Origin of the sequence: Escherichia sp. WS33 (genome assembly GCF_046486385.1) — a bacterium.
GTDB lineage: Bacteria > Pseudomonadota > Gammaproteobacteria > Enterobacterales > Enterobacteriaceae > ECMA0423.
Genome location: NZ_JBJQLJ010000030.1, coordinates 24,559 through 44,602 on the forward strand (window position 1 = coordinate 24,559; position 20,044 = coordinate 44,602).

Genomic DNA, 20,044 nt, shown 5'->3' on the forward strand with positions numbered 1-20,044 from the left:
TACTGCGCGTGTGAGCGTCAGCGAGCTACGGGCGCAACAACACACCAGGCAAAATCGCATCCTGAAAAGTTACCCTGTAACATACACACAATGTAAAGCACAAAAGCAATTACATTGTAAAGACACAAACATCTTTACAACGTAACTATAATGAATACAATGTAAAGACAAATAAACCTTTACACTGTATATCCGAGGTTTCTATGGGGAGAGCATTACTTGTCGCATCAGATAAAGGCGGTGTAGGAAAAAGCACCACAGCAACAAACCTGGCTTCTTATCTGGTAAATAATTCACGAACGGTCATCATTCTGAAGACCGATAAAAACAATGATATTCTTAGCTGGAACGAAAAAAGAAAGCAGAATGGCTTATTACCGGTTCCTGTTTATGAAGAGTATGGCGATGTATCAGAAGTCATTAAGCGCCTGAAAAAAATATGTGAAGTGCTGATCATTGACTGTCCAGGTCATGACAGCAAGGAATTTCGCAGCGCCTTAACTGTAGCTGACACTCTGCTTACTCTCGTTAAGCCGTCTTCAGATTTCGAAGCAGAAACGCTGACTCATGTAACAGAAAAAGTTCGCACAGCTCAACAGATCAATCCAGACCTGCAACCCTGGGTACTTTTCACGAGAATTAACACGACAAAACCACGCCACAGAAAAGCAGCGATTGATCTCGACAAGTTACTCCGGGAGAACCCGGTGTGGATACAGCCACTTCGTACACGTATTTCAGATTTAGATATTTTTGAAGCGGCCTGTAATGAAGGCGCTGGCGTTCATGATGTACGTCGCGCATCCAGCCTTTCTACAGCTAAAGCACAAATAGAGCTTTTGGCGCAAGAGTTAGGCATCAATCCCTAATGGATGTAATACGATCGCTTTACATCATTAGCTTTACACAGTAAAGCTAATGTAACACACGAAAGGTGATATAATGGCTCTTGACTTGAAAACTCCGGTAATACCAGGACAAAAAACAGAACAAACCAATGCAGACACAGCCCGATTCATCAATGAAGCTACCCGCAAAAAATCGGGAGCAACTAAAGTGACCAATGTCCGGCTTGGGGACGTTTACGAAGATATTCTGGAACGGGAAGCACTGCGAACAGGCCAGACAAAAACAGCAATAATGAAAGCGGCTCTTGCAGCTTACGAACACGGCCTGGACGAAAACGGAAAAAATCACTGGATTCTACAGTCAGCCAGGCTGAAATGATAAAGCCCTTCGGGGCTTTATCCCTTACGTTTTAATTGTTTCTTCTCGCTGGCTTTCTTACGGGCATCGAGAACCAGTTGCGCATAAGTTGCGTGTGCTTTTTTTACTGTACCAGCAGGTTTCCCGTAAAGGTCGTAACGTGTTGCGCCTGGTACAGTACAATTCTGAAGATATTGCCACCGGAACGTCATCACCTGAACCGCACAATTCCACTCTTCAATCGTCAGATCCACATCCGGGTTATCCGCCAGGTATTTCTCAACGTCCTGGAGAATCCCGCTTTTCAGGGGCAAGTTCTTTTTTTCGTCTGTCCATAGTTCAGGAAAAACAGCACGAACTTTATTGAAACACTTTTCAAAATATTCTTTCGGATATTTTGGGGGAAAAGTGATTTGTTTTTTCAAATACCAGGGCTGAGGCTGCTTTTTACGTGTTTTCTCTGCTACAGCATCTTTCTTCTGTACTTTCTTGTTTTCATTAACTGCTGATTTTTGTACTTCCTGCGGCTTTTCATTCACCACAGGATTTTCTGGCATGACCAGAACGCGGCGTTTTTTGACCACAATCACGGGTGTTTTTTTGGGCTGCATACTCGCCTCAATAATTGCTGTCATATTGACTAATTATACCATATTCACCAGTTAATATCCTGAAAATACATGGAAAAAGGGGGTATCCGTACAGAATACCCCCTTTGTAAAGGCGCTTAATGCCAGAACCACATCATCCCCAAAAAGGCGGGCTTTCGCCCGCCTCCGGGTTGCTACTTACCGTTGGATTCGTAAGCCAGACTTGCCGTAACCTCCCTGTCTCCGTCTTTCAGCCGGACCTCGCACAAACGATTCCGGGTCAGATACGTGAATATTAACAATGTGCAGCACACGATTAATAAACACCAGGTCAGGGCGTTTTTCGGCTGTTTCATGGCCTTCTTCTCCTTGCGTAACGCGCGGTAAGAGGCTATCCTGATGTTGTTCAAGCATTGGGATCGCCTCGTGGGTTAATGAAAAATTAACTACGGGGCTTTCTTCTTTCTGCCGCACAACAAGATACAAACCACCTTTTCGCCATGAGGCAGAAAGCCTCAAGCGCCAACAACATTATATATCGACCAGAAACTTGAAAATACATGGTATTGCGTAAAGGGCGGTAAAAGTCTATCCTGGTGTTGTTGAAGTATTGGGATCGCCTCGTGGGTTAATGAAAAATTAACTACGGGGCTTTCTTTTTTCTGCCAGACAACAGGATACAGTGCGCCTTATATCCCCGTCCTTCAGGGCGTGGAGGATGTCAAATATTGACCAGGAATTAAATTCCCAGCTTTCGGCGTGGACTATACAGTGTGTGATTCACCACGATGAATCCTTTGTTGATCCACTGTGTTACCTGCGCAGGTTGAACTCCGGTCAGCCTGGCGAACGATGCCTGATTCCCCCGATAGAACTTGTTGATGTATTCAATCAAAGGCATTTTTTAATTCTCCGAAACAACGCAAAATCATATAGTAATTTACTATATGATTTTTATTTCGCAAGTGATTAACTCATCGGATTTCTTTGTAGTTAACGAAACGTTAAATTTAGTTTGTGCCTGGAATGGCACGCAAGAAGCACACTAGCATTATTATTTTGATCAAAACGCTATTTCCCCCGTCATTGGGGGGCTTTCTTTTTTGATGCCGCGCCAGCGGCATGGAAGGCGGCACTCCGTTGTTACATATGATACTGGAGTAAAACCGCCGAAGCCCGGCGTAAGCCGGTACTGATTGATAGGTTTCACCTTACCTATCCCCATCCTGCTAAGCCATACCCGCTTTCAGCCATGAAATAGCTTTTGTGCGCGGTCGGAGTGGTCCCGACAAGGGTTTACCCGCAGTCGGGGCGTATCTCCGCGTTAGCGGGCCGCCAGGACCGCTTACGAGCGTGTACTTGGTACTTCCAGCCAGAAGACTGACAGCCATGTAATTTCTTAGTTACAACATCCATTATTGAAAGCGATGTTGTTCCCGCCCTTCGGGCGGGGGCGGCGGCGCTTTTCAGTGATGGGTTGGGCGCTGTGGCTGAGTATTTGCAGCGTTTTTTTGTAGGAGGGTTGGAGGGGCTTTGTTTTTCATTAGGCAGAAGTCCATATGCCCGCCGCGAAGCGGTGGGAGGTACTTTTATATTCTGAGCGGCGCGGCGTTAGCCGCTGCAAGCGAAGGCATTTTTGTAATTATCCACAGTTGTTTCAAAGATAAATATTTTCCCTGCGGCGAAGCAACGCAGGGGATTAAAGAACAGGGGTTAAGAATATATTGCGGGTTTGATCTTCTACGTTTGCTGCTTTCTGAAGTTATTCGTTTGCGGGTTTTTGTTAATAACCGAAGGCGGTTTAGCTCCGATACCCGATTGTGGCCATCAAAAAACTGTCAGAGCGGGACAAAATGAAAAACGGTCGTCAAAAATGAGGAATTTCATGAAATGCAGGCAACACGAAAAGCCCCGAAGGGGCTGAAGAGAGTGCCGATTGTATCAGGCAGCTAAACTAGTGGGGTGGCGAAGCTGTCAGGGCCAGTTCAAGCTGACGTAGATCCCTGGCTACCAGTTGCTCTAATCTTTCTTTAGTGCACCAGTACGCTTCGTCCGGCGGCATACGTTTCAGAATAAACCGTGCAATTTCGTTTCGCTGTTCATCATACGGCAGTTTTGCAAGGCGATTGGCACGTTTGCGCTTTGCTGCTTTCTCTCGTCGGAACTTGATGGCATCGAGAGAACGCTGCGCATACCAGCGTTTACGAGCCGAGTGAACAGAGATTTCCTCGCCCTCGCGGATAACGCCTTCTTTAATCAGTTGCAGACGGATTTCACTTTCTGCAAGGCGTTTACGTTGCTGTTCCTGAAGTTTCACCAGATCAACTCCCAGCATTTTCCAGCCAGTTTCGGTGATCCAGACGTATTTCGGCAGTCGCTGGCGGGATTCACGATCCCATATCGTCTTTTCTGACGTTCCCAACGTGCCAAAGCAAACCTGCTCTGCCAGCAGACGGGAAAGGCGCGATACTGTGACTGCGGTTTCAGGAATAACGTTTCCCTTACTGTCTTTTGGACTTATTTCTTCTGCCAGGCGGGAGACAGACATGCCGACAGTGTGCAATCCACGATCACAAAAACTCACAAGTACAACCCATATTGCGTCGAGCAGCCGCTGTTTTTCCGGTCGGAACTTATATTTGCGACCGACACTCTGACGTTTCAGCACATAAAATGGATGCAACGACATGTGCATTCTGAGTGTGTACTGACCAGTTACCGGGTCTTTTTTAACGAGACGATTGTAAGCGTGGCCCAACTGTCCGCCCAGCGCCTTATAGCTGTCGGGACGGAACCAGGCTGGATTCTCACACTTTGGCTTAGTGGAATGTTCACCCCGGCGACGTTTTGTTGTTCCGCCTTTGTTTTCCTGGGGGACCAGGAATGAGCTTTCAATTCCCGCTTCGTAGTCCTGCCAGAAACGGACCTGCTCTTCCGGTGATAGTTCAGACCAGTGACGTTTGCTAATCACAGCAAGCTGCACTTAGCTTGCACTGTAAGAGTTGATATTTCCTTCTCATGGAATTAAACTCCATTTCAGGTAACAAGCATACCTGAAATAAATAAGCTCAAGGCTCTGCCTTGATGTCAGCCCCCGCTAATCTTCGCTGCCTGGAAAACACGAGATTACGGGGGTTTTCTTTATCTGAAATTTACGTTCTTGAACAAAATTTCAGCACCTCGTTTTCTGCATTTACAAATCGCGGAAAACTTGCCTGCAAATTTAGCAGCATGGGCGCAATCGATCAACGATGTTCAAGCCTGGCTCGTTTCCTTTTTGATTCAGCACACATCTCTGACTGCTTCAAAATCGTTTTCAGAACAGCTACTGAAGCCCCTTCTTTACTGACGTTCCCCATACAAAACCTTACAAAATCAGAAATTCAGAATTTTGTATATTCAAAAAAGTTTTTTTGACTGCATACACCCACTCACACGATCGAATAAACCACACAAACAGTATTATCTAGATTTTTAGATCGTACATCATTTAACAAACAGAATATTATTCTGTTTTTTAGATGTTATCCAGATCATTAGATCGCTCTTGTGGCATTGACAGGTTTTAAATGTCGCACACACAATACTATCCAGATGATTGTAAAAAGCTCGTTCATCGCGTTTTTTGTGCTCATTGCCTGGAAAATGAGCACTCTTTGACGCCCGTTAGAACGCTTGTCATCTCATGCTCTTTAACAACCCCGGACAGCGGTCATTGCCTAAAGCCCTGGCATAAGGAGGTTATTATTCGTGCATTTCAAGCACCGCTGGCATCTGTCAGCAACGGGCTACGTAACAGAGTGACGTGCCGCGCCATCTACACAGGTAACGACTCTTTATCCGCAAATATCATTCTGCATACTTAAACCCCCTTATTTGGTGAACTCGCGTTGAGTTAATCTCACTCACTCTCTCCCTGAGCAAGTCGTACAGGCTGCAACGCAGAAGTACACCAGATTTGCCAGTCTCCACTCCAGGTAAGGGGGTTTAGCTATGCATGATGATGAACAATCAGATAAAGAGCCTGTAGTGAGTGGCTGCAACTTTTCATAATTAGCTTATGACGCTGTATTCCGGGGATGTTTCTATTTCAGACAAACAACCGGGAGAAAATATGGCGCGTAAGTTAAAAATTAATCCTGTCATTCCTGAATGTGTGGCAGATTTGAAAGGATATCCACTCTATATCATCGTGGCCTATTGGGGATTAAGAAATAATAAAACGCTCACAACAACGGATGTTAGCCGTAATTTCCTTATTACACAGCAACAATCTTATGATGTGCTTACCTACATTTACCAGGAAGCACAGAAGCAGATAACAGCAACTAAACGAACACTATTTAACGAGCACAAAAGAAGAATTAGCGCGTTCAGGATTCTTGATATTGACAAAGGCATATTGCGCACACCCAAAAAAGAGATTGCATATGCCAGCTACGACAATATACCAACTGTCACAATGAAAAGTACCCGTTGTGAGATCCAGGATAGTTTTACAGAACTGCGCCGCTGGATGTGTTCAAGAAAGACAGGTGATCGAGTGGAGGTATTTTTGAATGCCTAAGTACCAAATAAACGCAACCATCAAAAAACCAGGTGGTGGCCCCGTGAAATGGACTCATTACAGCGACTTCCCTATGACCGCTGAAGAATGCAGAAAAAACTTCTCAAAAGAAAAAGAAGCAGGAAAGTGTTTTTCTGTTGATGTTCATATTTCAGATTTCATTTGCAAAGAGATACCTCCACAAAATGCAGGAAATACATATGGCTGATTTTGGTTCCACTAAACAAACCGTAACATTTGAAGAATGGCACGAGCTATTAATGGATTACGCAGAGTTACGCGGTGGAAATGCCGCCGATGCGGAAGCATGGCGCGGTGATTATGAAGCAGGAAAAACTCCGGTTGAAGCATATTGTGATGAATGGGGAGAGGATTAATCATGATTGACGCTATAATTACGCCAATAGTTACATCTATTCCGTTACTCTTATTAATTTTAGTCGCGCTGATATTCGTTAAATCTGCCGTCAAAATCGTGCCGCAAGGTAATGCCTGGACAGTGGAACGCTTTGGTAAATATACCCATACGCTTTCCCCCGGTCTTCACTTCCTGATCCCGTTTATGGACCGCATAGGTCAACGGATCAACATGATGGAAACCGTCCTGGATATTCCTAAACAGGAAGTTATTTCGAAAGACAATGCAAACGTAACTATCGATGCTGTTTGTTTTGTCCAGGTCATTGATGCAGCGAAGGCAGCTTATGAAGTCGATAATCTTGCATCAGCTATTTCAAATCTTGTTATGACCAATATCCGAACTGTCGTTGGTGGAATGAATCTCGACGATATGCTTTCTCAACGTGACAGCATCAATTCTAAACTGTTAACGGTTGTCGATTATGCGACTGACCCGTGGGGAATTAAGGTCACACGTATTGAAATTCGGGATGTTAAACCACCAAAAGAACTGACTGAAGCGATGAACGCGCAAATGAAAGCGGAACGAACTAAGCGTGCCCGGATTCTTGAAGCGGAAGGTATACGCCAGTCAGAAATTCTGAAGGCAGAAGGGGAAAAACAGTCTCAAATACTGAAAGCGGAAGGGGAACGGCAATCAGCATTTCTTCAGTCTGAAGCACGCGAACGTCAGGCAGAAGCGGAAGCTCGCGCAACAAAACTGGTGTCGGATGCAATCGCTGAAGGTGATGTTCAGTCTGTTAATTACTTTATTGCGCAGAAATACACTGAAGCACTCCAGGCAATTGGCACAGCATCAAACAGTAAACTGGTTATGATGCCGCTTGATTCAAGTAGCCTGGTGAGTTCGGTTGCAGGTATCAGTGAACTGCTAAAAAACGTATCACAGGATACTCCCAAAGTTGATATGAAACAGGCTCAACAATATTTGTCTTAAAAAAGATAGCGGACGGTGACAATATTATTTTAATCACCGTCCTTATCTTAACTCCTGAGTGAGCCATTAAAATGAAAACTTATACATGCATCATTATCATTTTGTATATAATTCCCATGTCAACATGGTTTTTTCTCCTTTCTATCACAAGAGATAATAATGAAAGAGAAAGACTACAGCATATTATCGACTCCATATTTCCAAGATGGCTAGACTGGGGATCTTCGACGCTCATGATAGCAACGATGCCTCTGCTTATATGGAGTTTGAATGGCATATTCTTCGGTTTATGTCTGTTGTTTAATGTATTAGCCGTTTGTTACCACCTTTATTATCTTTATTCACTCTCCGCCTTTTATCATGGAGATTAGCCATGTTATGGTTTACACTGTTTCTTCTGTGTATTGCACTTGAAATTATAACCGGAACGGGATGGTTACTCTTAATCAGTCTTGGTGCATTATCAAGCGCCATTATGGGCTTTTTTCTTCCGATATCACAAGAAGCCAATATATGTTTCTTTGCGTCAATCAGCATACTGGCGTCGATAATTAAGTTCTTCTATGACAAAAAACATAAGAAATTAGACACTCTCCTGGTGAACACAGGGCATTCACGTTTTAAAGGAAAAGAATTTACGCTCAGTGACGATATTGTTAACGGCAAGGGGCAATTACTCATTGGTGATACATTCTGGCCTGTTGAGACGTTACACAATGAAAACTACCCTGCGGGAACAAGAGTTATTGTTACAGACATGCAAGGAATAACTCTTAAAGTAATGACCATCGAAGACAAGAGTGAAAACAAGGAATAAATCATGCATCTTTCGTTGTTAATTCCGCTTACAGGAGCAGCGATGAATGCACTATGTATTTTTATTATCAGACTTCTGGATAAGGATTTTATTGAAGCCTACAAAAAAACGCTAAAAAACATTACTGCATTACATATTTTATTGATGGTGTTAAGTGTCACAGGAATAGTATGAGGAAAATTCAATGCGAAACGCAAATGAAGGTGTTTCTCTTTCAGAGATTGTAACTAAAGCCACATTACGCAAATTTGGTATTAGAGGTGTAAATAAATACGAGACATACACAGTCATAATAATAACTGTAGCTTTTTTTATCCTTGAATCAGCAGCAGGAAGGGCCAAAGATACATTTGCTGTGGCTGTAAAAGTATTAAGCTACATGCTCCCCTGTACGGCAATTATCATGGCTGTCATATGGATAATATTTTTCATCGGCGATAGACGAGAAAAGTTAAAACATGCAGAGCTGGACGTGATTAAGATAAAAGCTCGTCAAAAAATCTACGATCGCCTGCGTTACGTTGAAAATGAGCATATCGTTTTCGACCCGGTTACAGGTCGGGAAGTTCCGGCAGAACGGACTTGTATCAATGAACTTGTTGAAGCTCTCGCGATGGAAGCAACAACGTGAGAAGGTGACAGCCCCCTGAAGGATACGATGAAATGTACAGAAAAAAACATCACCTAATAAAAATATTTTTATTAAAAATGGCGTGCAATGTTTTTTCTTTCCTGCTGGGTGCTTTCATACTTTCAGCACCGTTTGTCTTATATACATTAACCGGTTCAGTTCTGAATGCCGTTATTCATTTCACCTTTTCTTTGCCTTTAGCCACCATATTACTGGTTTATGCTTATTCAGGCTTTGAAGAAAGCATTTATTTATTCATGGCATACAAATATGACTCAAGCAAAAGCTAATCTGAGAAAACTTCGCCGTGCACGTTATGTCCCCCCTCGAACAGTAAAGAAAAGCATAGCGAATACAGAACGTGTCGTTTCAAAAGCAATTACCGGCTGTGGTGTCTTCCGTGATATACCACAAGTAAAAATCAATCTCATCGAAACAAGGAAAATTTTACAAATCGAACTGGCTTTATCCATTGCTAACTTATCTGAGGCGAATCCAATTGAGATACGAAAAAAAATCAAAAGCATTGACCGACAATTATCTTCAACCTCAAAAATCAGAACTACATTATGAAAAAAAACGACGATTTAATCACTTTACCATCTCATAACAGCCACGCTCTCGATTACATCATTAAAAAAGCGTTTACACCACGTAAAACCAAAACATCGACAGCGACCCACAACGTTTATAGTTACAATAAAGAAGAATCCACATTAAATTTCCAAAAAATTGGAGAAGCAATTTTTTTCGGCACAGACCTGGTAATTAAGCTGAAGCCAAATATTAGTGCCTCTGGTGAACTCTTCATCTGCCAGAAGGACTAAGCTATGAACATTGTTTCAGAATTTCTTGAGAAAGTAACAACCATTGTTGAATCCACAGCGGCGACGAACGCCGCTAAGGTCGCACAGGCAATATCTCCTACATTTTTTGCGGCTATAGCCTTATACGTTATTTATCTAATATATGAAATCACGTATGCCCAACGTGACATCCTTATGAACGAGGTGACGAAGAATATCGGTGCATTCGCCCTGGTTGGTGCATTCACTTATTCAGCGCCTTATTACAGCCAGTTTGTTATTCCTTTTGTAATGCACGCTGGCTCCGACCTTTCTGCTGCTGTTACTGGAGGTTCAGGAACTGCAACCAGTGTTGATAATTTGTGGAACGCTCTATCTACGAATTTAAACAACTTCCTTGATACAAGTATGAGTATTTATGGAAAGTTCCAAATTGCTGAGAAAATGGGGGTTTATCTAGTATGGGGGATTGGCTATATCGGCGGAATGCTTCTCATCTATTACACTACTGTTTTCTTGACACTATCAACTTTCATGGTTGGAATTCTTCTTTCCGCTGGCATTTTATTCATTTGTTTCGCTCTATTTTCATCGACCAGAAATATGTTTACTGCATGGGTCGGCAGTTGTCTCAACTATATACTGTTAAATTTATTCTATAGCATATCATTTAGTTTCTTAATTAGTTTCGTTGAATCAGTTGTCCCTGTTAATGGAGATATAAAACTATCTATTGTAGTTTACTTTTTCCTTATTACTATTATTTCCATATTCCTTATAGAACAAGTTGGCACACTCTGTTCTACATTAACAGGTGGGGTAGGTATAAATGGCCTTACATCAGCCGCTAATGGCTTTGGAGGTAAGGTTGCATCTGGTTTTATGCGAGCATCAGGACTCCGATCTTTCACCAATGGATTTGCCAGCAAAATGCCAAATCCATTCTTTAATGCAGGAAGTCGTTCTGCATCAGCATTAGTTCAGGGATTAAACCGTGGAAGTAAACTTAAAGCGGGGTGATTAACATGAAAGATAAAGTATTATCATTTCTCTTTGCTGGAATAATTACCGTAACATCACCATCAATCTTTGCATCTGGTATTCCAGTAGTAGACGTTACAGCGATAGCTAAAACAGTTGAAGAAGGGCTAAATCGTGCCGCTGAAGCGGCAAGACAGCTTGAGCAACTCAAGCAACAATATGAACAGACCATAAGATACGCTGAAGAACAGAAGAAAAGACTCGAAGGCTTCACTGATTTCAGCAATGGCTTTGATAGCGCATCCAGCTATATGAAGGATTCTCTATCAACAATAACAAATAGTGCAAAATCAGATCTTAGCTCTTTGCGATCGCAATATGACTTATCAAGCAACATTGCAGAGACGCAACAAAAATATGATGCAATCCTGGCTAAGATCAAATTCTATGAAAATTTCAACAATGAAATGCAGGAAAGGGCTAAGAGATTAACCACGTTACAGAAGGAGTTCGCGTCAGCAGATACTCCGCAAAAAAAAGCTGACTTATCTAACCAATTGAATACAGAAAAATTGACAATGGAGCTACAATTGAAGCAATATGATATTGCAGAGAGACAGCTAATCGCGTCTGAAAATGCAAGACAAGAGGCTGTTAGTCGAGAAAAGTTTAAATTAATGATGCAATAGGTGTTCGAATGAAAAAATTCATAAGCACTTTAACTATCTTGTCATGCTTCCTTTTAGCTGCTTGTGAAGACAAAGTTTATGATGTCAGTTACTACACTGAACATCTTGAACAAGCCCAAGATGTTGTCGAAAAATGCAGCAAAGGGGATATGTCTGGTCAAAACTGCGAAAATGCGCGTGAAGCCATTCAAAAAGAGCAATCGGGTAAAGCATTTAAAAATATGATGCAATAATCCTTCATTAAAAACAGCTCGCAAAGCGGGCTTTTTTTGGCTGTACGCAGTGACCAGTTGATAAATAGTTCTAATGTTCGTGCTGCATTAGAACAACGCACAAAAAGAAGAGTACAAGAAGACAGTGCGGGATCTAATGGAACGTTTACAATAGAATCACCTTCCCTATAGCAAGGTGATTCTATTTAAAAGAATACCCGCCTCGTGCGGGTCTTATCTTGCTTAAAGATCTATGAAACCTCCGGCTTCGGGTATTAAACTATAACTTGCTTTGGCAAATATTGTTTCATTGACTTCATGGAATCTTATTTTCTCCGCCTGTTCATATGTTACAGGGAAGAACACGCCCCCTGGCTCATTAAACATCATAAAATCACCTTGCATTGCGTTACAATGACAACAATGATTCGCGTAATACTTCATTTTTGCTGTTTTGCTATGGGATGGATAATATAATTTTGAATACTCATTAATCCTTGAGAGAGCAGAGGTTGAAATTATTTCAATTTTCGTTAAATCAGTCCACCATACTCTACTGGTTAACCACCGATAAATCATATTTTTCTTTGAATCAAAATACTCCATACCCTTAGGGGAGGATGTTTCATACCATTCATCTAATATACAATCTTCCCATTCGGCAGGATCAACTCCCCAAATAACGTCTCTATACTTATACTAACGAGGTAAAAAAATACCAAACACAGGAGTTGTTTTCTTACAGCGCCAACAAGACTGGTGACTTTCCGCAATATAAAAACGTTGCGAAAAAACATTGTAATCATGTTCATTTAATTCTTTTATCCACCGAATAAAATAAATTGGATTTTTCCCCTGTGGAACAAACCATTTCCGTTGTTCTTGGTCCCATTGCGCCCCTTTTTGTTTAGCCAAATCCTTTTCTTCAAACGGAACATTTAAATAAAACCGCGCCATAGCCAACTTAACTCCAGTATTCTGTTCTGATGATGCACCAGGATAGATATCAAAACTAAACAAAGAGTGCAATTCCGCCTTTAATGGCTCATTCATACCCGCCTCGTGCGGGTTTTCTTTTGCCTGAAATATGGAGGAACACCATGAAATCCATCATTTTATCGATGGTTGCCGCAAGTGCTATCGCACTCTCTGCCCCCGTATATGCGTCTGATCCGTGTGCTTCCGTTCTTTGTCTGTACGGTAAAGCTATCGGTAGCGGCGGCGGGAGCGAATGCAAAAGCGCCGAAAAGGACTTCTTTAATATCATCAAAAAGAAAAAGGGATCTATTCGCTGGAGCAAAACCTTTGATGCCCGAAAAGCGTTTCTTAATCAATGCACGACCGCAGACCCTGCGGCGATCTCAAAAATCATGAGTAAGTTCGGACGTTCCTGGGGTTAACCATGAAAAAGATCATTATTATTCCCACCACATTATTGCTGAATGCGTGTTCCCATGCCCCTGAACCCGCACAGGCAAAAGGAGGTTGGTATGAACTGAATACCACAATTGAGCAGGTAAGGGCAGACACATACTATAACGGGGTGGTCCTTCAGCAGCCCGTGTCACAGCCAAACAGCACTGTTCAATACAGCAATGATAATTATCTCAAAAAGGAAGCCATAAACGTAACTCCCGCGCCTCGTATTGCAGAAACCGTAAAACCACGTTCTGAGCAATCAGCGACAGCGCCAAAAAACCAGGGCAGCAATAATAGTTTTCTGAAGCCAACAACAAACAGCATAACTTCATCTGGTGAGATAAAAACAGCAGCCAAAGGAGCAACTGAACAGCATTCTGAACAACCAGCACTCCCTCCCGCAAAGCCAATCAGTAGCAACAACCATCAGGCACAAACGGCACAAAAGACTGATCAGCAGACAAAACCGCGTCCTGAACAACCACCGCTAATGTCAAAAAGCGGTTTTCTGAAAAAAAACGCTAACAACGCTGTTCCGGCCACCACGCTTACAGGCCCATCAACACCTGAAAAGCAAATTTACTTTGTTCGCCATGATGGTAAAGGCTCGCTGCAAAAAGCATTAAAAGAAATTGTCCCATCGGACTGGACGGCTGAAATATCCCCGGAGGTAACGAAAACTTTCCGTCGCACGATATCCTGGCAGGGCAACGATCAATGGCCTTATGTCCTGGATAAAATGCTTCGCAACTACGGTCTGACGGTAATTAAGAACACCGAAAAAAGACATCTTCTGATTGATTTTCAACAACAGAAAGGGAAAACATCACAAAAAGCACCTGTATCTCCTGACAAAACCCCTGCATCTCCTGTCAGGACACCAGTTTCCTCTGACAAGTTACCTCAAAAATCGCTAACGCCTGTCACCGTTCCGCAAAAACAGACAGAAAAACTCACCTGGAATCTTAAAAAAGGTTCGACGCTGCGGGATGGCCTCACAGAATGGGCGTCAAGTTCGCCGTGTGGTAATTCAACCTGGAATCTTGTATGGGATACTCCTGTGAACTACAGAATAGATGCTCCTCTTATTTTCCGGGGAAACTTTGAATCTGCATTAAAAGATACGCTGATGCTTTATCTTTCAGCAGATAAACCGTTATACGCATTCAGGAATATTGCACAATGCGTAATCACAATTAAAGACACACAACAGGAGTAATCGCTATGGGTTGGTTCTTCAGCTTGCTCCTGATATTCCTGTCAATAGGCAGTTACTATCTGACAGATAACAATAACCAAACCATACAGCGAATGAAGTTGCTTCCTGCAAAACAGGAAGCAATTGAATTTGTCCATTTCGCAAATGTTATCAATGACTATCTTTATAAATATCCAGACAAACGTAATTCAGGAGGAACGTTAACATCTGAGCAAATCGGTATAACACCCGTTTATGATATTCATCATATTATTTACGGTAAGCGAGTTTATATCTGGTCTGCCGATACAGAAGGTCTGATGTCTGCTTTGCAGCAGCAAACAAAACATTCAGCAATGTTAGGAAAAGTAAAAAATAAGAAGATTGTCGATAATCAGGGGAATGATATGGGCGTTCCCGTTCCTTCCTCCATTCCAGAAGAGGCTATTGTACTCATTAACTAAATATCCCCTGACAAGGGGATTCTGAACTGGAGTCTGCATATCCGACACATCATTATGTGGGCCGGATATATCGCTACGGCGCGGACTTCAGTCCAGAAAATCTTTACCGGAGATACCCATGCAGGATAATGATGATGTCAGCGAGCTTGATATTGCCACTCGTGAAGTCCTTATCTTACGATGCAATCTTATTCAGCTTGCTTCTGAATATATAAAAATAAATCCTCTTAAAAACACCCGAATCTACACAGATTTAATTCATCGTTCAGCAGATGTTATCAAAAATATCGAACAAGGTAACATCCAGAATAAACATAATTATCTGTCACAGGATGTAAAACATACGCTTGTTTTATACGACCTGTACAAATCAGACTTTGAACAATGTCCGGGGGCAAAATCCCTTATACCTGTCAGGGAAAAAATTGTCTCGCTGAAAGAACTTCTTTCCGGCGCTAATGAGCTGGACAGTATCGTTCGTCGCCCCCGCAGGAAAAAACGATCTTCACGAATTTAATATCAGGAGATAAATCCCTTATGCAGTTATCAGCGGCTGTTCTGGCAGCACTGATAAGTCAGTGTGCCCCTGATGTATCACCCGATACGATGAATGCCCTGATTATGACTGAATCAGGGGCTAATCCATATGTAATAGCGAATGTTTCTGACGGAACAAGTAAGTATTTTAAAGATGAAAAAGGAGCTATTGAATATGCAGAAAAATTAACAGCAGAAAATAAAAGGTTTAGTGCAGGTCTGACACAGATATACAGCAAAAATTTCCCATCACTCAATCTGACTAATAAAACAGTTTTTGACCCGTGTACAAATATAAAAGCAGGAGCGGCAGTCCTGACGGACAATTATCTGAGACAAAAGGAGGGTAGTAGTAATCAAAAAATTCTCCGCGCTTTATCTTTGTATTATTCGGGTAACGAATCAACAGGATTTATAAAAGAAAAGAAATTTAACAACACTTCTTATCTGGAACGGGTTATTCGTAACGCGAATAACTATATCGTGCCATCAATCCGTGAAAAAACTGATGAATCAGAAATAACCCCCCCGAACGATGAAGAGAAAACATCACCGGACTGGGATGTTTTTGGAGATTTTAGTTAATGAAAGTCAAATCAACTTTGCAGTATTTTATTCTGGCGTTTTTCCTGTCACTAACTGCCTCCGTTGCCTATGCAGGTGGACTCGACACCGCAACAAATACCATGACAGAACTTAAGACATGGGCATTTAGCTTTGGTGGTGTTTGTGCTTTGTGTTACCTGATCTATAACGTCATCATGGCATTCATGGAGAAGAAAAGCTGGTCTGATGTAGGAATGGCGCTTGTCTATTGTTCCCTCGCTGGCGGTGCACTTTACGCCGGGAACTGGGCGCTGGAACTCTTCAAATAAGTAATCCATATATACAACTGTGCCGCATATTTACCTTATGTGTGAATTGCGGCTTTTTTCATGGTGAGTTATGGACAAAGTAAATGAACATGTCAGTGAGTCATTCATGACTTATAACGGGTTTAACCGTCCTGCGTTAATTGCTGGTATACCCTTAATGTTGTTATTGTTCACGGCTTTTTTCGCTGTTCTGACAGGCTTCCCCGCTATTTTCCTTTGGGGTATAAAAGGGATAATTATTCCTGTCATATGTGCGCTGTTTCTTTTTATAGTAAAACTGGCCTGTGAAAATGACTCAAACGCACTAAGAGTCATCCGTTTAAACCTTATGGGGCTTTTGTTAAAAATCCGCCACAGAGATTTAATTATTGGTTATTCATCTGTCAGGTAACATATATGCACAAAATCAAATTAAAAAACAGTGACAATATGGATGTTGCTCGTGAATATCCCGATTATCGCTTCCATATAACAGACAGTATTATCTTTACTTCTGACAGGAAAATGCTGGCTTCACTTGTTGTAGCAGGCATTCCATTTGAGACAGAGAACGATAATGTTCTTACAAATTTATTTAACAGCGTTAAAAACTTCCTGATTGGGTTAGGAAAGGAAGGCGACCTGTATTTATGGACTCATCTTATCAAGAAAAGAGCAACCATCAATGGAGAATGGAATTTTGACAATGATTTTCTAAGCAGGTTTTCAAAAAAATACCTTGCTCTGTTCACATCCAGCGCATTCTATAAATCAACATGGTATCTGACATTTGGGATACCCTACGATGATGTTGATACCGGAATCGAGCGCATGAATGAAATGACACAACAGGCGCAAAAAGCACTTCTACCATTTAACGCTTCTTTATTATCCGTTTACAATACTTATATTAGTGAGGTGGCAGACTATCTATCACTATTGCTAAATGCAGAACACAACATGATTCCTTTATCATCCACCCCCTTATCATCCAGCATTTGTGATTCTGAATGGTATTTTGGTGCTGATGTTCTTGAACTGCGTAACAACGAATCGGATAGTAAAAAATTCGCAACGAATTATATTTTGAAGGATTTCCCGATAGAAACAACCCCCGGACAATGGGATTTCCTTCTCAAACAACCCTATGAATTTATTCTTACTCAATCCTTTATTTTTGAGTCACCAACAAAAACCCTGAAGAATATCGATTCACAGTTAAACAAACTACAATCAGCTAATGATGCAGCCAAAATACAGCAGGAAGAACTCGAAGCTGGTAAAGAAGCGGTCGCAGCCGGAATTACGTTGTTTGGTTCACTACACTGCGCATTAACGGTATTCGGTGATACACCAGATCAGGCCAGAAGCAATGGTATAAAGCTCTCTGCTGAGTTTATTACTTCGGGTAAGGGATTCCGCTTCAGTCGCGCCTCACTCGCATCACCTTTTGTTTTTTTCAGTCATATGCCGCTGAATAAGAGGCGTCCACTGGATACCCGAAGAACAATTACCAACCTGGCCTGTCTGATGTCTTTTCACAATTATTCCTCCGGGAAAAAATCAGGCAATCCTATTGGTGATGGCTCCGCCATAATGCCTTTAAAAACGGATTCAGGCAGCGTTTACTGGTTCAATACACATTACAGCCCACCGGAAAAAAATGTTACCGGACAAAAAATTGCCGGACACGCAATGTTTCTTGGCGCAACAGGCACAGGGAAAACAACATTTGAAGCAACAGCCAGCGGCTTTCTTCAACGCTTTGACCCTTTAATGTTTGTTGTGGATTACAACCGTTCTACCGAACTTTTTGTCCGCGCATACGGAGGGAGCTATTTCACGTTGCAGGAAGGTATCTATACAGGCTGCAATCCGTGGCAACTGGCAGAAGGCCCGGAATCTCCCGTCTGGCACAGACTTCTCGCATTTCTGAAACGCTGGACACAGGTTCTGGCACGAGACAATCAGGGCAACCCCTGTTCTGATGAACATGGCATTGAATTAAACGCTGCCGTGGAAAGCATTATGCGAATGCCTGTCGAAGAACGCCGGACAGCCCTTCTTCTCGATATAGTCAGTCCTGAACTTCAGACGCGTCTCGCCAAATGGTGCGACAACGGCGAATATGCCTGGGCGGTGGATTCCCCCCGGAATACCTTCAATCCACTGCATCATAAAAAAGTGGGATTTGATACAACCGTTGTCCTGGACACAAAAAACGGTATTCATCCTGCCTGTGAACCTTTACTCGCGGTCCTGTTTTTCTACAAAGAAATCATGCAACGCGGCGGCAATCTGATGCTCTCCATTATTGAAGAGTTCTGGATGCCAGCAAACTTTCCCATGACACAAAGCATGATTAAAAGCGCACTGAAAGCGGGGCGCATGAAAGGTGAAATGATGTGGTTAACATCACAGTCCCCGGAAGACGCCATAAACTGCGCAATTTTTGCGGCGCTGGTACAACAAACCGCAACGAAAATTCTCCTGCCCAATCCCGATGCAAAATGGGAAGGATATAAAGAAATTGGGCTTACTGAAAAAGAGTTTGAAAAACTCAAAGAACTGACGAAGGAGTCAAGGACCATGCTCATCAAGCAATCTGGCTCTTCTGTTTTCGCCAAAATGGATTTGTTTGGATTCGATGAGTTTATCCCCGTGCTTTCTGGCTCTGAAACTGGCCTGTCTATTTTTGATGAGATTATTGCTGAAAAAGGAGATGTAGCTCCTGATATCTGGATACCAGAACTCCTGAAACGCCTGAACGGTTAATTTCTCTGTTTTATACAGAACGGAAAACAATATGAAAATCCCCCTCATAATTGCCTCCGCGCTATTAATTAGTGCATGTTCTCACACCCCCAATCCTGTGCAGAAAAAAGGGGGATGGTTTGAGTTAAACACAGCAATTGAACAGATCAAAGCAGGTGATTATTAATGGAAAACACAAACTATTATGAACATTCAAAAAAAGAAGCCTCCAAAAAGAAATTTGAAGAAAAGAACGAAAAAAAGGATTATTTCAAGGCCATACGTGACTTTGAGCGTAGTGAAATTGAAATCATAAAGAAAAAGGCAAAAACATTTACCATTCTCGCCATTGGTGAATTTGTTGTAATTTGCATTCTTGGTTTCGCAATAGCCTCCCTTGCTCCATTAAAAACCGCTGTACCGTTCCTTGTGCGAGTGGATAACAGCACTGGATATACTGATATTGCCCCTCAATTATCTGATGCTAAGGAAAGTTATCAGGATGTTGAGACTAAATATTTCCTGTCAAAATATCTCATTAACTATGAAGCATACGACTGGCAGACTATCCAGGAACAGGCCGATACAGTAAAAACAATGTCTTCCCAAAAGGTGTTTTCAGCTTATGACACCATGATTCGTGCTGATTCCTCACCACTGAACATTCTGAAAAACAACTACAAAATTAAGGTCCAGATTAATTCAGTAATCCTTCTAAGGAAGGATATGGCGCAGGTGCGTTTCAAAAAAATGGTACTGGATTTATCTGGTAAACCCGCCCCCGGATACAGAGCAACAGAGTGGATTTCGACGATTTCTTTTGACTGGGATAAAGATATCAAAACAGAAAAAGAGCGCCTTGTGAATCCGCTGGGACTGCAAGTTCTGAGCTACCAACCTGATCCAGAGGTTATAAAATGATGCTTAAACGCACTACTGCGATAGTTCTTTTGTCGATGCTA

27 protein-coding genes and 3 pseudogenes are annotated in these 20,044 nt (G+C 42.1%); 24 read left to right on the forward strand and 6 right to left on the reverse strand.

Features of this window, described 5'->3' with window-relative positions:
• The first annotated feature begins 203 nt into the window (after positions 1–203).
• Together ACJHXA_RS19770 and ACJHXA_RS19775 are read left to right on the forward strand one after the other, a co-directional pair.
• Positions 204–869 (forward strand): division plane positioning ATPase MipZ, encoded by a 666-nt coding sequence (locus ACJHXA_RS19770; protein WP_000532149.1) that lies wholly within the window; start codon positions 204–206, stop codon positions 867–869.
• A 73-nt stretch (positions 870–942) separates the two neighbouring features.
• Entirely contained in the window at positions 943–1,227 is a 285-nt protein-coding gene (locus ACJHXA_RS19775) for a hypothetical protein (RefSeq protein WP_001162371.1), read from the forward strand.
• 17 nt (positions 1,228–1,244) lie between these two features.
• On the opposite strand, the gene ACJHXA_RS19780 is transcribed toward ACJHXA_RS19775, so the two are convergent.
• From ACJHXA_RS19780 to repA, 5 genes and pseudogenes are all read right to left on the reverse strand, one after another.
• A complete protein-coding gene (locus ACJHXA_RS19780; RefSeq protein WP_000125165.1) occupies positions 1,245–1,841 on the reverse strand; it encodes a ProQ/FINO family protein in 597 nt (198 codons plus the stop codon).
• Positions 1,842–1,990: 149 nt separating this feature from the next.
• Positions 1,991–2,113, reverse strand: coding sequence for a Hok/Gef family protein (locus ACJHXA_RS19785; RefSeq protein WP_223685802.1), 123 nt, complete (start codon positions 2,111–2,113; stop codon positions 1,991–1,993).
• Positions 2,058–2,210 (reverse strand): annotated as a pseudogene (locus ACJHXA_RS19790) (DUF5431 family protein); the annotation flags it as partial. The gene ACJHXA_RS19785 and the pseudogene ACJHXA_RS19790, both read right to left, overlap by 56 nt.
• Before the next feature lie 649 nt (positions 2,211–2,859).
• Positions 2,860–3,050, reverse strand: a pseudogene (locus ACJHXA_RS19795) (hypothetical protein).
• 700 nt (positions 3,051–3,750) lie between these two features.
• Positions 3,751–4,779 carry a plasmid replication initiator RepA gene (gene repA / locus ACJHXA_RS19800; RefSeq protein WP_001175215.1) on the reverse strand — a complete coding sequence of 343 codons (1,029 nt, stop codon included), beginning with the start codon at positions 4,777–4,779 and terminating at the stop codon, positions 3,751–3,753.
• Positions 4,780–5,910: 1,131 nt separating this feature from the next.
• Between repA and ACJHXA_RS19805 the strand changes: the two genes are divergently transcribed.
• From ACJHXA_RS19805 to ACJHXA_RS19865, 13 genes are all read left to right on the forward strand, one after another.
• Positions 5,911–6,363, forward strand: a complete 453-nt coding sequence (locus tag ACJHXA_RS19805; protein WP_000101552.1) for a CaiF/GrlA family transcriptional regulator — start codon at positions 5,911–5,913, stop codon at positions 6,361–6,363.
• Positions 6,356–6,571, forward strand: coding sequence for a DUF1187 family protein (locus ACJHXA_RS19810; protein WP_001127357.1), 216 nt, complete (start codon positions 6,356–6,358; stop codon positions 6,569–6,571). The genes ACJHXA_RS19805 and ACJHXA_RS19810 overlap by 8 nt, the downstream gene beginning before the upstream one ends.
• Positions 6,564–6,740 (forward strand): hypothetical protein, encoded by a 177-nt coding sequence (locus ACJHXA_RS19815; RefSeq protein ID WP_000753050.1) that lies wholly within the window; start codon positions 6,564–6,566, stop codon positions 6,738–6,740. Before ACJHXA_RS19810 ends, ACJHXA_RS19815 begins: the two co-directional genes overlap by 8 nt.
• Before the next feature lie 2 nt (positions 6,741–6,742).
• Positions 6,743–7,720, forward strand: coding sequence for an SPFH domain-containing protein (locus tag ACJHXA_RS19820; RefSeq protein ID WP_000564239.1), 978 nt, complete (start codon positions 6,743–6,745; stop codon positions 7,718–7,720).
• 373 nt (positions 7,721–8,093) lie between these two features.
• Positions 8,094–8,537 (forward strand): NfeD family protein, encoded by a 444-nt coding sequence (locus tag ACJHXA_RS19825; protein WP_000964330.1) that lies wholly within the window; start codon positions 8,094–8,096, stop codon positions 8,535–8,537.
• A gap of 3 nt (positions 8,538–8,540) precedes the next feature.
• Positions 8,541–8,711 (forward strand): hypothetical protein, encoded by a 171-nt coding sequence (locus ACJHXA_RS19830; RefSeq protein WP_000550720.1) that lies wholly within the window; start codon positions 8,541–8,543, stop codon positions 8,709–8,711.
• Positions 8,712–8,721: 10 nt separating this feature from the next.
• Positions 8,722–9,168: a hypothetical protein gene (locus tag ACJHXA_RS19835; protein ID WP_001243165.1), complete on the forward strand. Its 447-nt coding sequence runs from the start codon at positions 8,722–8,724 to the stop codon at positions 9,166–9,168.
• Positions 9,169–9,200: 32 nt separating this feature from the next.
• A complete protein-coding gene (locus ACJHXA_RS19840; RefSeq protein WP_001542015.1) occupies positions 9,201–9,458 on the forward strand; it encodes a hypothetical protein in 258 nt (85 codons plus the stop codon).
• On the forward strand, positions 9,439–9,741 hold the full coding sequence (locus ACJHXA_RS19845) for a hypothetical protein (protein WP_001360345.1): 303 nt from the start codon (positions 9,439–9,441) through the stop codon (positions 9,739–9,741). The genes ACJHXA_RS19840 and ACJHXA_RS19845 overlap by 20 nt, the downstream gene beginning before the upstream one ends.
• On the forward strand, positions 9,738–9,995 hold the full coding sequence (locus ACJHXA_RS19850; RefSeq protein ID WP_000739144.1) for a hypothetical protein: 258 nt from the start codon (positions 9,738–9,740) through the stop codon (positions 9,993–9,995). The genes ACJHXA_RS19845 and ACJHXA_RS19850 overlap by 4 nt, the downstream gene beginning before the upstream one ends.
• Positions 9,996–9,998: 3 nt before the next feature.
• On the forward strand, positions 9,999–10,994 hold the full coding sequence (locus ACJHXA_RS19855) for a type IV secretion system protein (protein ID WP_001028540.1): 996 nt from the start codon (positions 9,999–10,001) through the stop codon (positions 10,992–10,994).
• A gap of 5 nt (positions 10,995–10,999) precedes the next feature.
• Positions 11,000–11,644 (forward strand): type IV secretion system protein, encoded by a 645-nt coding sequence (locus ACJHXA_RS19860; protein ID WP_001310442.1) that lies wholly within the window; start codon positions 11,000–11,002, stop codon positions 11,642–11,644.
• An 8-nt stretch (positions 11,645–11,652) separates the two neighbouring features.
• Entirely contained in the window at positions 11,653–11,877 is a 225-nt protein-coding gene (locus tag ACJHXA_RS19865; RefSeq protein WP_000713562.1) for an EexN family lipoprotein, read from the forward strand.
• A 222-nt stretch (positions 11,878–12,099) separates the two neighbouring features.
• Here ACJHXA_RS19865 and ACJHXA_RS19870 read toward each other — a convergent pair.
• A pseudogene (locus ACJHXA_RS19870) lies at positions 12,100–12,909 on the reverse strand (DUF5710 domain-containing protein).
• Positions 12,910–12,956: 47 nt separating this feature from the next.
• On the opposite strand from ACJHXA_RS19870, the gene ACJHXA_RS19875 reads away from it, so the two are divergent.
• From ACJHXA_RS19875 to ACJHXA_RS19915, 9 genes are all read left to right on the forward strand, one after another.
• Positions 12,957–13,256, forward strand: coding sequence for a TrbM/KikA/MpfK family conjugal transfer protein (locus ACJHXA_RS19875; protein ID WP_000835763.1), 300 nt, complete (start codon positions 12,957–12,959; stop codon positions 13,254–13,256).
• Positions 13,257–13,258: 2 nt separating this feature from the next.
• Positions 13,259–14,494 carry a toxin co-regulated pilus biosynthesis Q family protein gene (locus ACJHXA_RS19880; RefSeq protein ID WP_034169417.1) on the forward strand — a complete coding sequence of 412 codons (1,236 nt, stop codon included), beginning with the start codon at positions 13,259–13,261 and terminating at the stop codon, positions 14,492–14,494.
• Positions 14,495–14,499: 5 nt separating this feature from the next.
• Complete coding sequence (gene pilM / locus ACJHXA_RS19885; protein WP_034169416.1) at positions 14,500–14,937, forward strand: type IV pilus biogenesis protein PilM; 438 nt, start codon at positions 14,500–14,502, stop codon at positions 14,935–14,937.
• A gap of 118 nt (positions 14,938–15,055) precedes the next feature.
• Entirely contained in the window at positions 15,056–15,454 is a 399-nt protein-coding gene (locus ACJHXA_RS19890; protein ID WP_001153669.1) for a hypothetical protein, read from the forward strand.
• A 20-nt stretch (positions 15,455–15,474) separates the two neighbouring features.
• On the forward strand, positions 15,475–16,059 hold the full coding sequence (locus ACJHXA_RS19895) for a lytic transglycosylase domain-containing protein (RefSeq protein WP_001177117.1): 585 nt from the start codon (positions 15,475–15,477) through the stop codon (positions 16,057–16,059).
• Positions 16,059–16,349 (forward strand): conjugal transfer protein, encoded by a 291-nt coding sequence (locus ACJHXA_RS19900; RefSeq protein ID WP_000865479.1) that lies wholly within the window; start codon positions 16,059–16,061, stop codon positions 16,347–16,349. Before ACJHXA_RS19895 ends, ACJHXA_RS19900 begins: the two co-directional genes overlap by 1 nt.
• Positions 16,350–16,419: 70 nt before the next feature.
• Positions 16,420–16,740: a VirB3 family type IV secretion system protein gene (locus tag ACJHXA_RS19905; protein ID WP_000362080.1), complete on the forward strand. Its 321-nt coding sequence runs from the start codon at positions 16,420–16,422 to the stop codon at positions 16,738–16,740.
• A 5-nt stretch (positions 16,741–16,745) separates the two neighbouring features.
• Positions 16,746–19,103: a VirB4 family type IV secretion system protein gene (locus ACJHXA_RS19910; protein ID WP_000548950.1), complete on the forward strand. Its 2,358-nt coding sequence runs from the start codon at positions 16,746–16,748 to the stop codon at positions 19,101–19,103.
• A gap of 165 nt (positions 19,104–19,268) precedes the next feature.
• The gene (locus tag ACJHXA_RS19915; protein ID WP_000432282.1) at positions 19,269–20,003 is read left to right on the forward strand and encodes a virB8 family protein; all 735 of its coding nucleotides are present in this window, start codon (positions 19,269–19,271) and stop codon (positions 20,001–20,003) included.
• Positions 20,004–20,044 lie beyond the last annotated feature (41 nt).

What these genes read in the sequence shown, in the direction of transcription:
- ACJHXA_RS19855 (WP_001028540.1), top strand. Translation starts at nt 9,999, where the DNA reads ATGAACATTGTTTCAGAATTTCTTGAGAAAGTAACAACCATTGTTGAA.
- ACJHXA_RS19850 (WP_000739144.1), top strand. Translation starts at nt 9,738, where the DNA reads ATGAAAAAAAACGACGATTTAATCACTTTACCATCTCATAACAGCCAC.
- ACJHXA_RS19810 (WP_001127357.1), top strand. Translation starts at nt 6,356, where the DNA reads ATGCCTAAGTACCAAATAAACGCAACCATCAAAAAACCAGGTGGTGGC.
- ACJHXA_RS19900 (WP_000865479.1), top strand. Translation starts at nt 16,059, where the DNA reads ATGAAAGTCAAATCAACTTTGCAGTATTTTATTCTGGCGTTTTTCCTG.
- ACJHXA_RS19860 (WP_001310442.1), top strand. Translation starts at nt 11,000, where the DNA reads ATGAAAGATAAAGTATTATCATTTCTCTTTGCTGGAATAATTACCGTA.
- ACJHXA_RS19865 (WP_000713562.1), top strand. Translation starts at nt 11,653, where the DNA reads ATGAAAAAATTCATAAGCACTTTAACTATCTTGTCATGCTTCCTTTTA.
- ACJHXA_RS19895 (WP_001177117.1), top strand. Translation starts at nt 15,475, where the DNA reads ATGCAGTTATCAGCGGCTGTTCTGGCAGCACTGATAAGTCAGTGTGCC.
- ACJHXA_RS19845 (WP_001360345.1), top strand. Translation starts at nt 9,439, where the DNA reads ATGACTCAAGCAAAAGCTAATCTGAGAAAACTTCGCCGTGCACGTTAT.
- ACJHXA_RS19805 (WP_000101552.1), top strand. Translation starts at nt 5,911, where the DNA reads ATGGCGCGTAAGTTAAAAATTAATCCTGTCATTCCTGAATGTGTGGCA.
- ACJHXA_RS19825 (WP_000964330.1), top strand. Translation starts at nt 8,094, where the DNA reads ATGTTATGGTTTACACTGTTTCTTCTGTGTATTGCACTTGAAATTATA.
- pilM (WP_034169416.1), top strand. Translation starts at nt 14,500, where the DNA reads ATGGGTTGGTTCTTCAGCTTGCTCCTGATATTCCTGTCAATAGGCAGT.
- ACJHXA_RS19780 (WP_000125165.1), bottom strand. Translation starts at nt 1,841, where the DNA reads ATGACAGCAATTATTGAGGCGAGTATGCAGCCCAAAAAAACACCCGTG.
- ACJHXA_RS19840 (WP_001542015.1), top strand. Translation starts at nt 9,201, where the DNA reads ATGTACAGAAAAAAACATCACCTAATAAAAATATTTTTATTAAAAATG.
- ACJHXA_RS19905 (WP_000362080.1), top strand. Translation starts at nt 16,420, where the DNA reads ATGGACAAAGTAAATGAACATGTCAGTGAGTCATTCATGACTTATAAC.
- ACJHXA_RS19910 (WP_000548950.1), top strand. Translation starts at nt 16,746, where the DNA reads ATGCACAAAATCAAATTAAAAAACAGTGACAATATGGATGTTGCTCGT.
- ACJHXA_RS19890 (WP_001153669.1), top strand. Translation starts at nt 15,056, where the DNA reads ATGCAGGATAATGATGATGTCAGCGAGCTTGATATTGCCACTCGTGAA.
- ACJHXA_RS19835 (WP_001243165.1), top strand. Translation starts at nt 8,722, where the DNA reads ATGCGAAACGCAAATGAAGGTGTTTCTCTTTCAGAGATTGTAACTAAA.
- ACJHXA_RS19875 (WP_000835763.1), top strand. Translation starts at nt 12,957, where the DNA reads ATGAAATCCATCATTTTATCGATGGTTGCCGCAAGTGCTATCGCACTC.
- ACJHXA_RS19770 (WP_000532149.1), top strand. Translation starts at nt 204, where the DNA reads ATGGGGAGAGCATTACTTGTCGCATCAGATAAAGGCGGTGTAGGAAAA.
- ACJHXA_RS19820 (WP_000564239.1), top strand. Translation starts at nt 6,743, where the DNA reads ATGATTGACGCTATAATTACGCCAATAGTTACATCTATTCCGTTACTC.
- ACJHXA_RS19880 (WP_034169417.1), top strand. Translation starts at nt 13,259, where the DNA reads ATGAAAAAGATCATTATTATTCCCACCACATTATTGCTGAATGCGTGT.
- ACJHXA_RS19775 (WP_001162371.1), top strand. Translation starts at nt 943, where the DNA reads ATGGCTCTTGACTTGAAAACTCCGGTAATACCAGGACAAAAAACAGAA.
- ACJHXA_RS19815 (WP_000753050.1), top strand. Translation starts at nt 6,564, where the DNA reads ATGGCTGATTTTGGTTCCACTAAACAAACCGTAACATTTGAAGAATGG.
- ACJHXA_RS19915 (WP_000432282.1), top strand. Translation starts at nt 19,269, where the DNA reads ATGGAAAACACAAACTATTATGAACATTCAAAAAAAGAAGCCTCCAAA.
- ACJHXA_RS19830 (WP_000550720.1), top strand. Translation starts at nt 8,541, where the DNA reads ATGCATCTTTCGTTGTTAATTCCGCTTACAGGAGCAGCGATGAATGCA.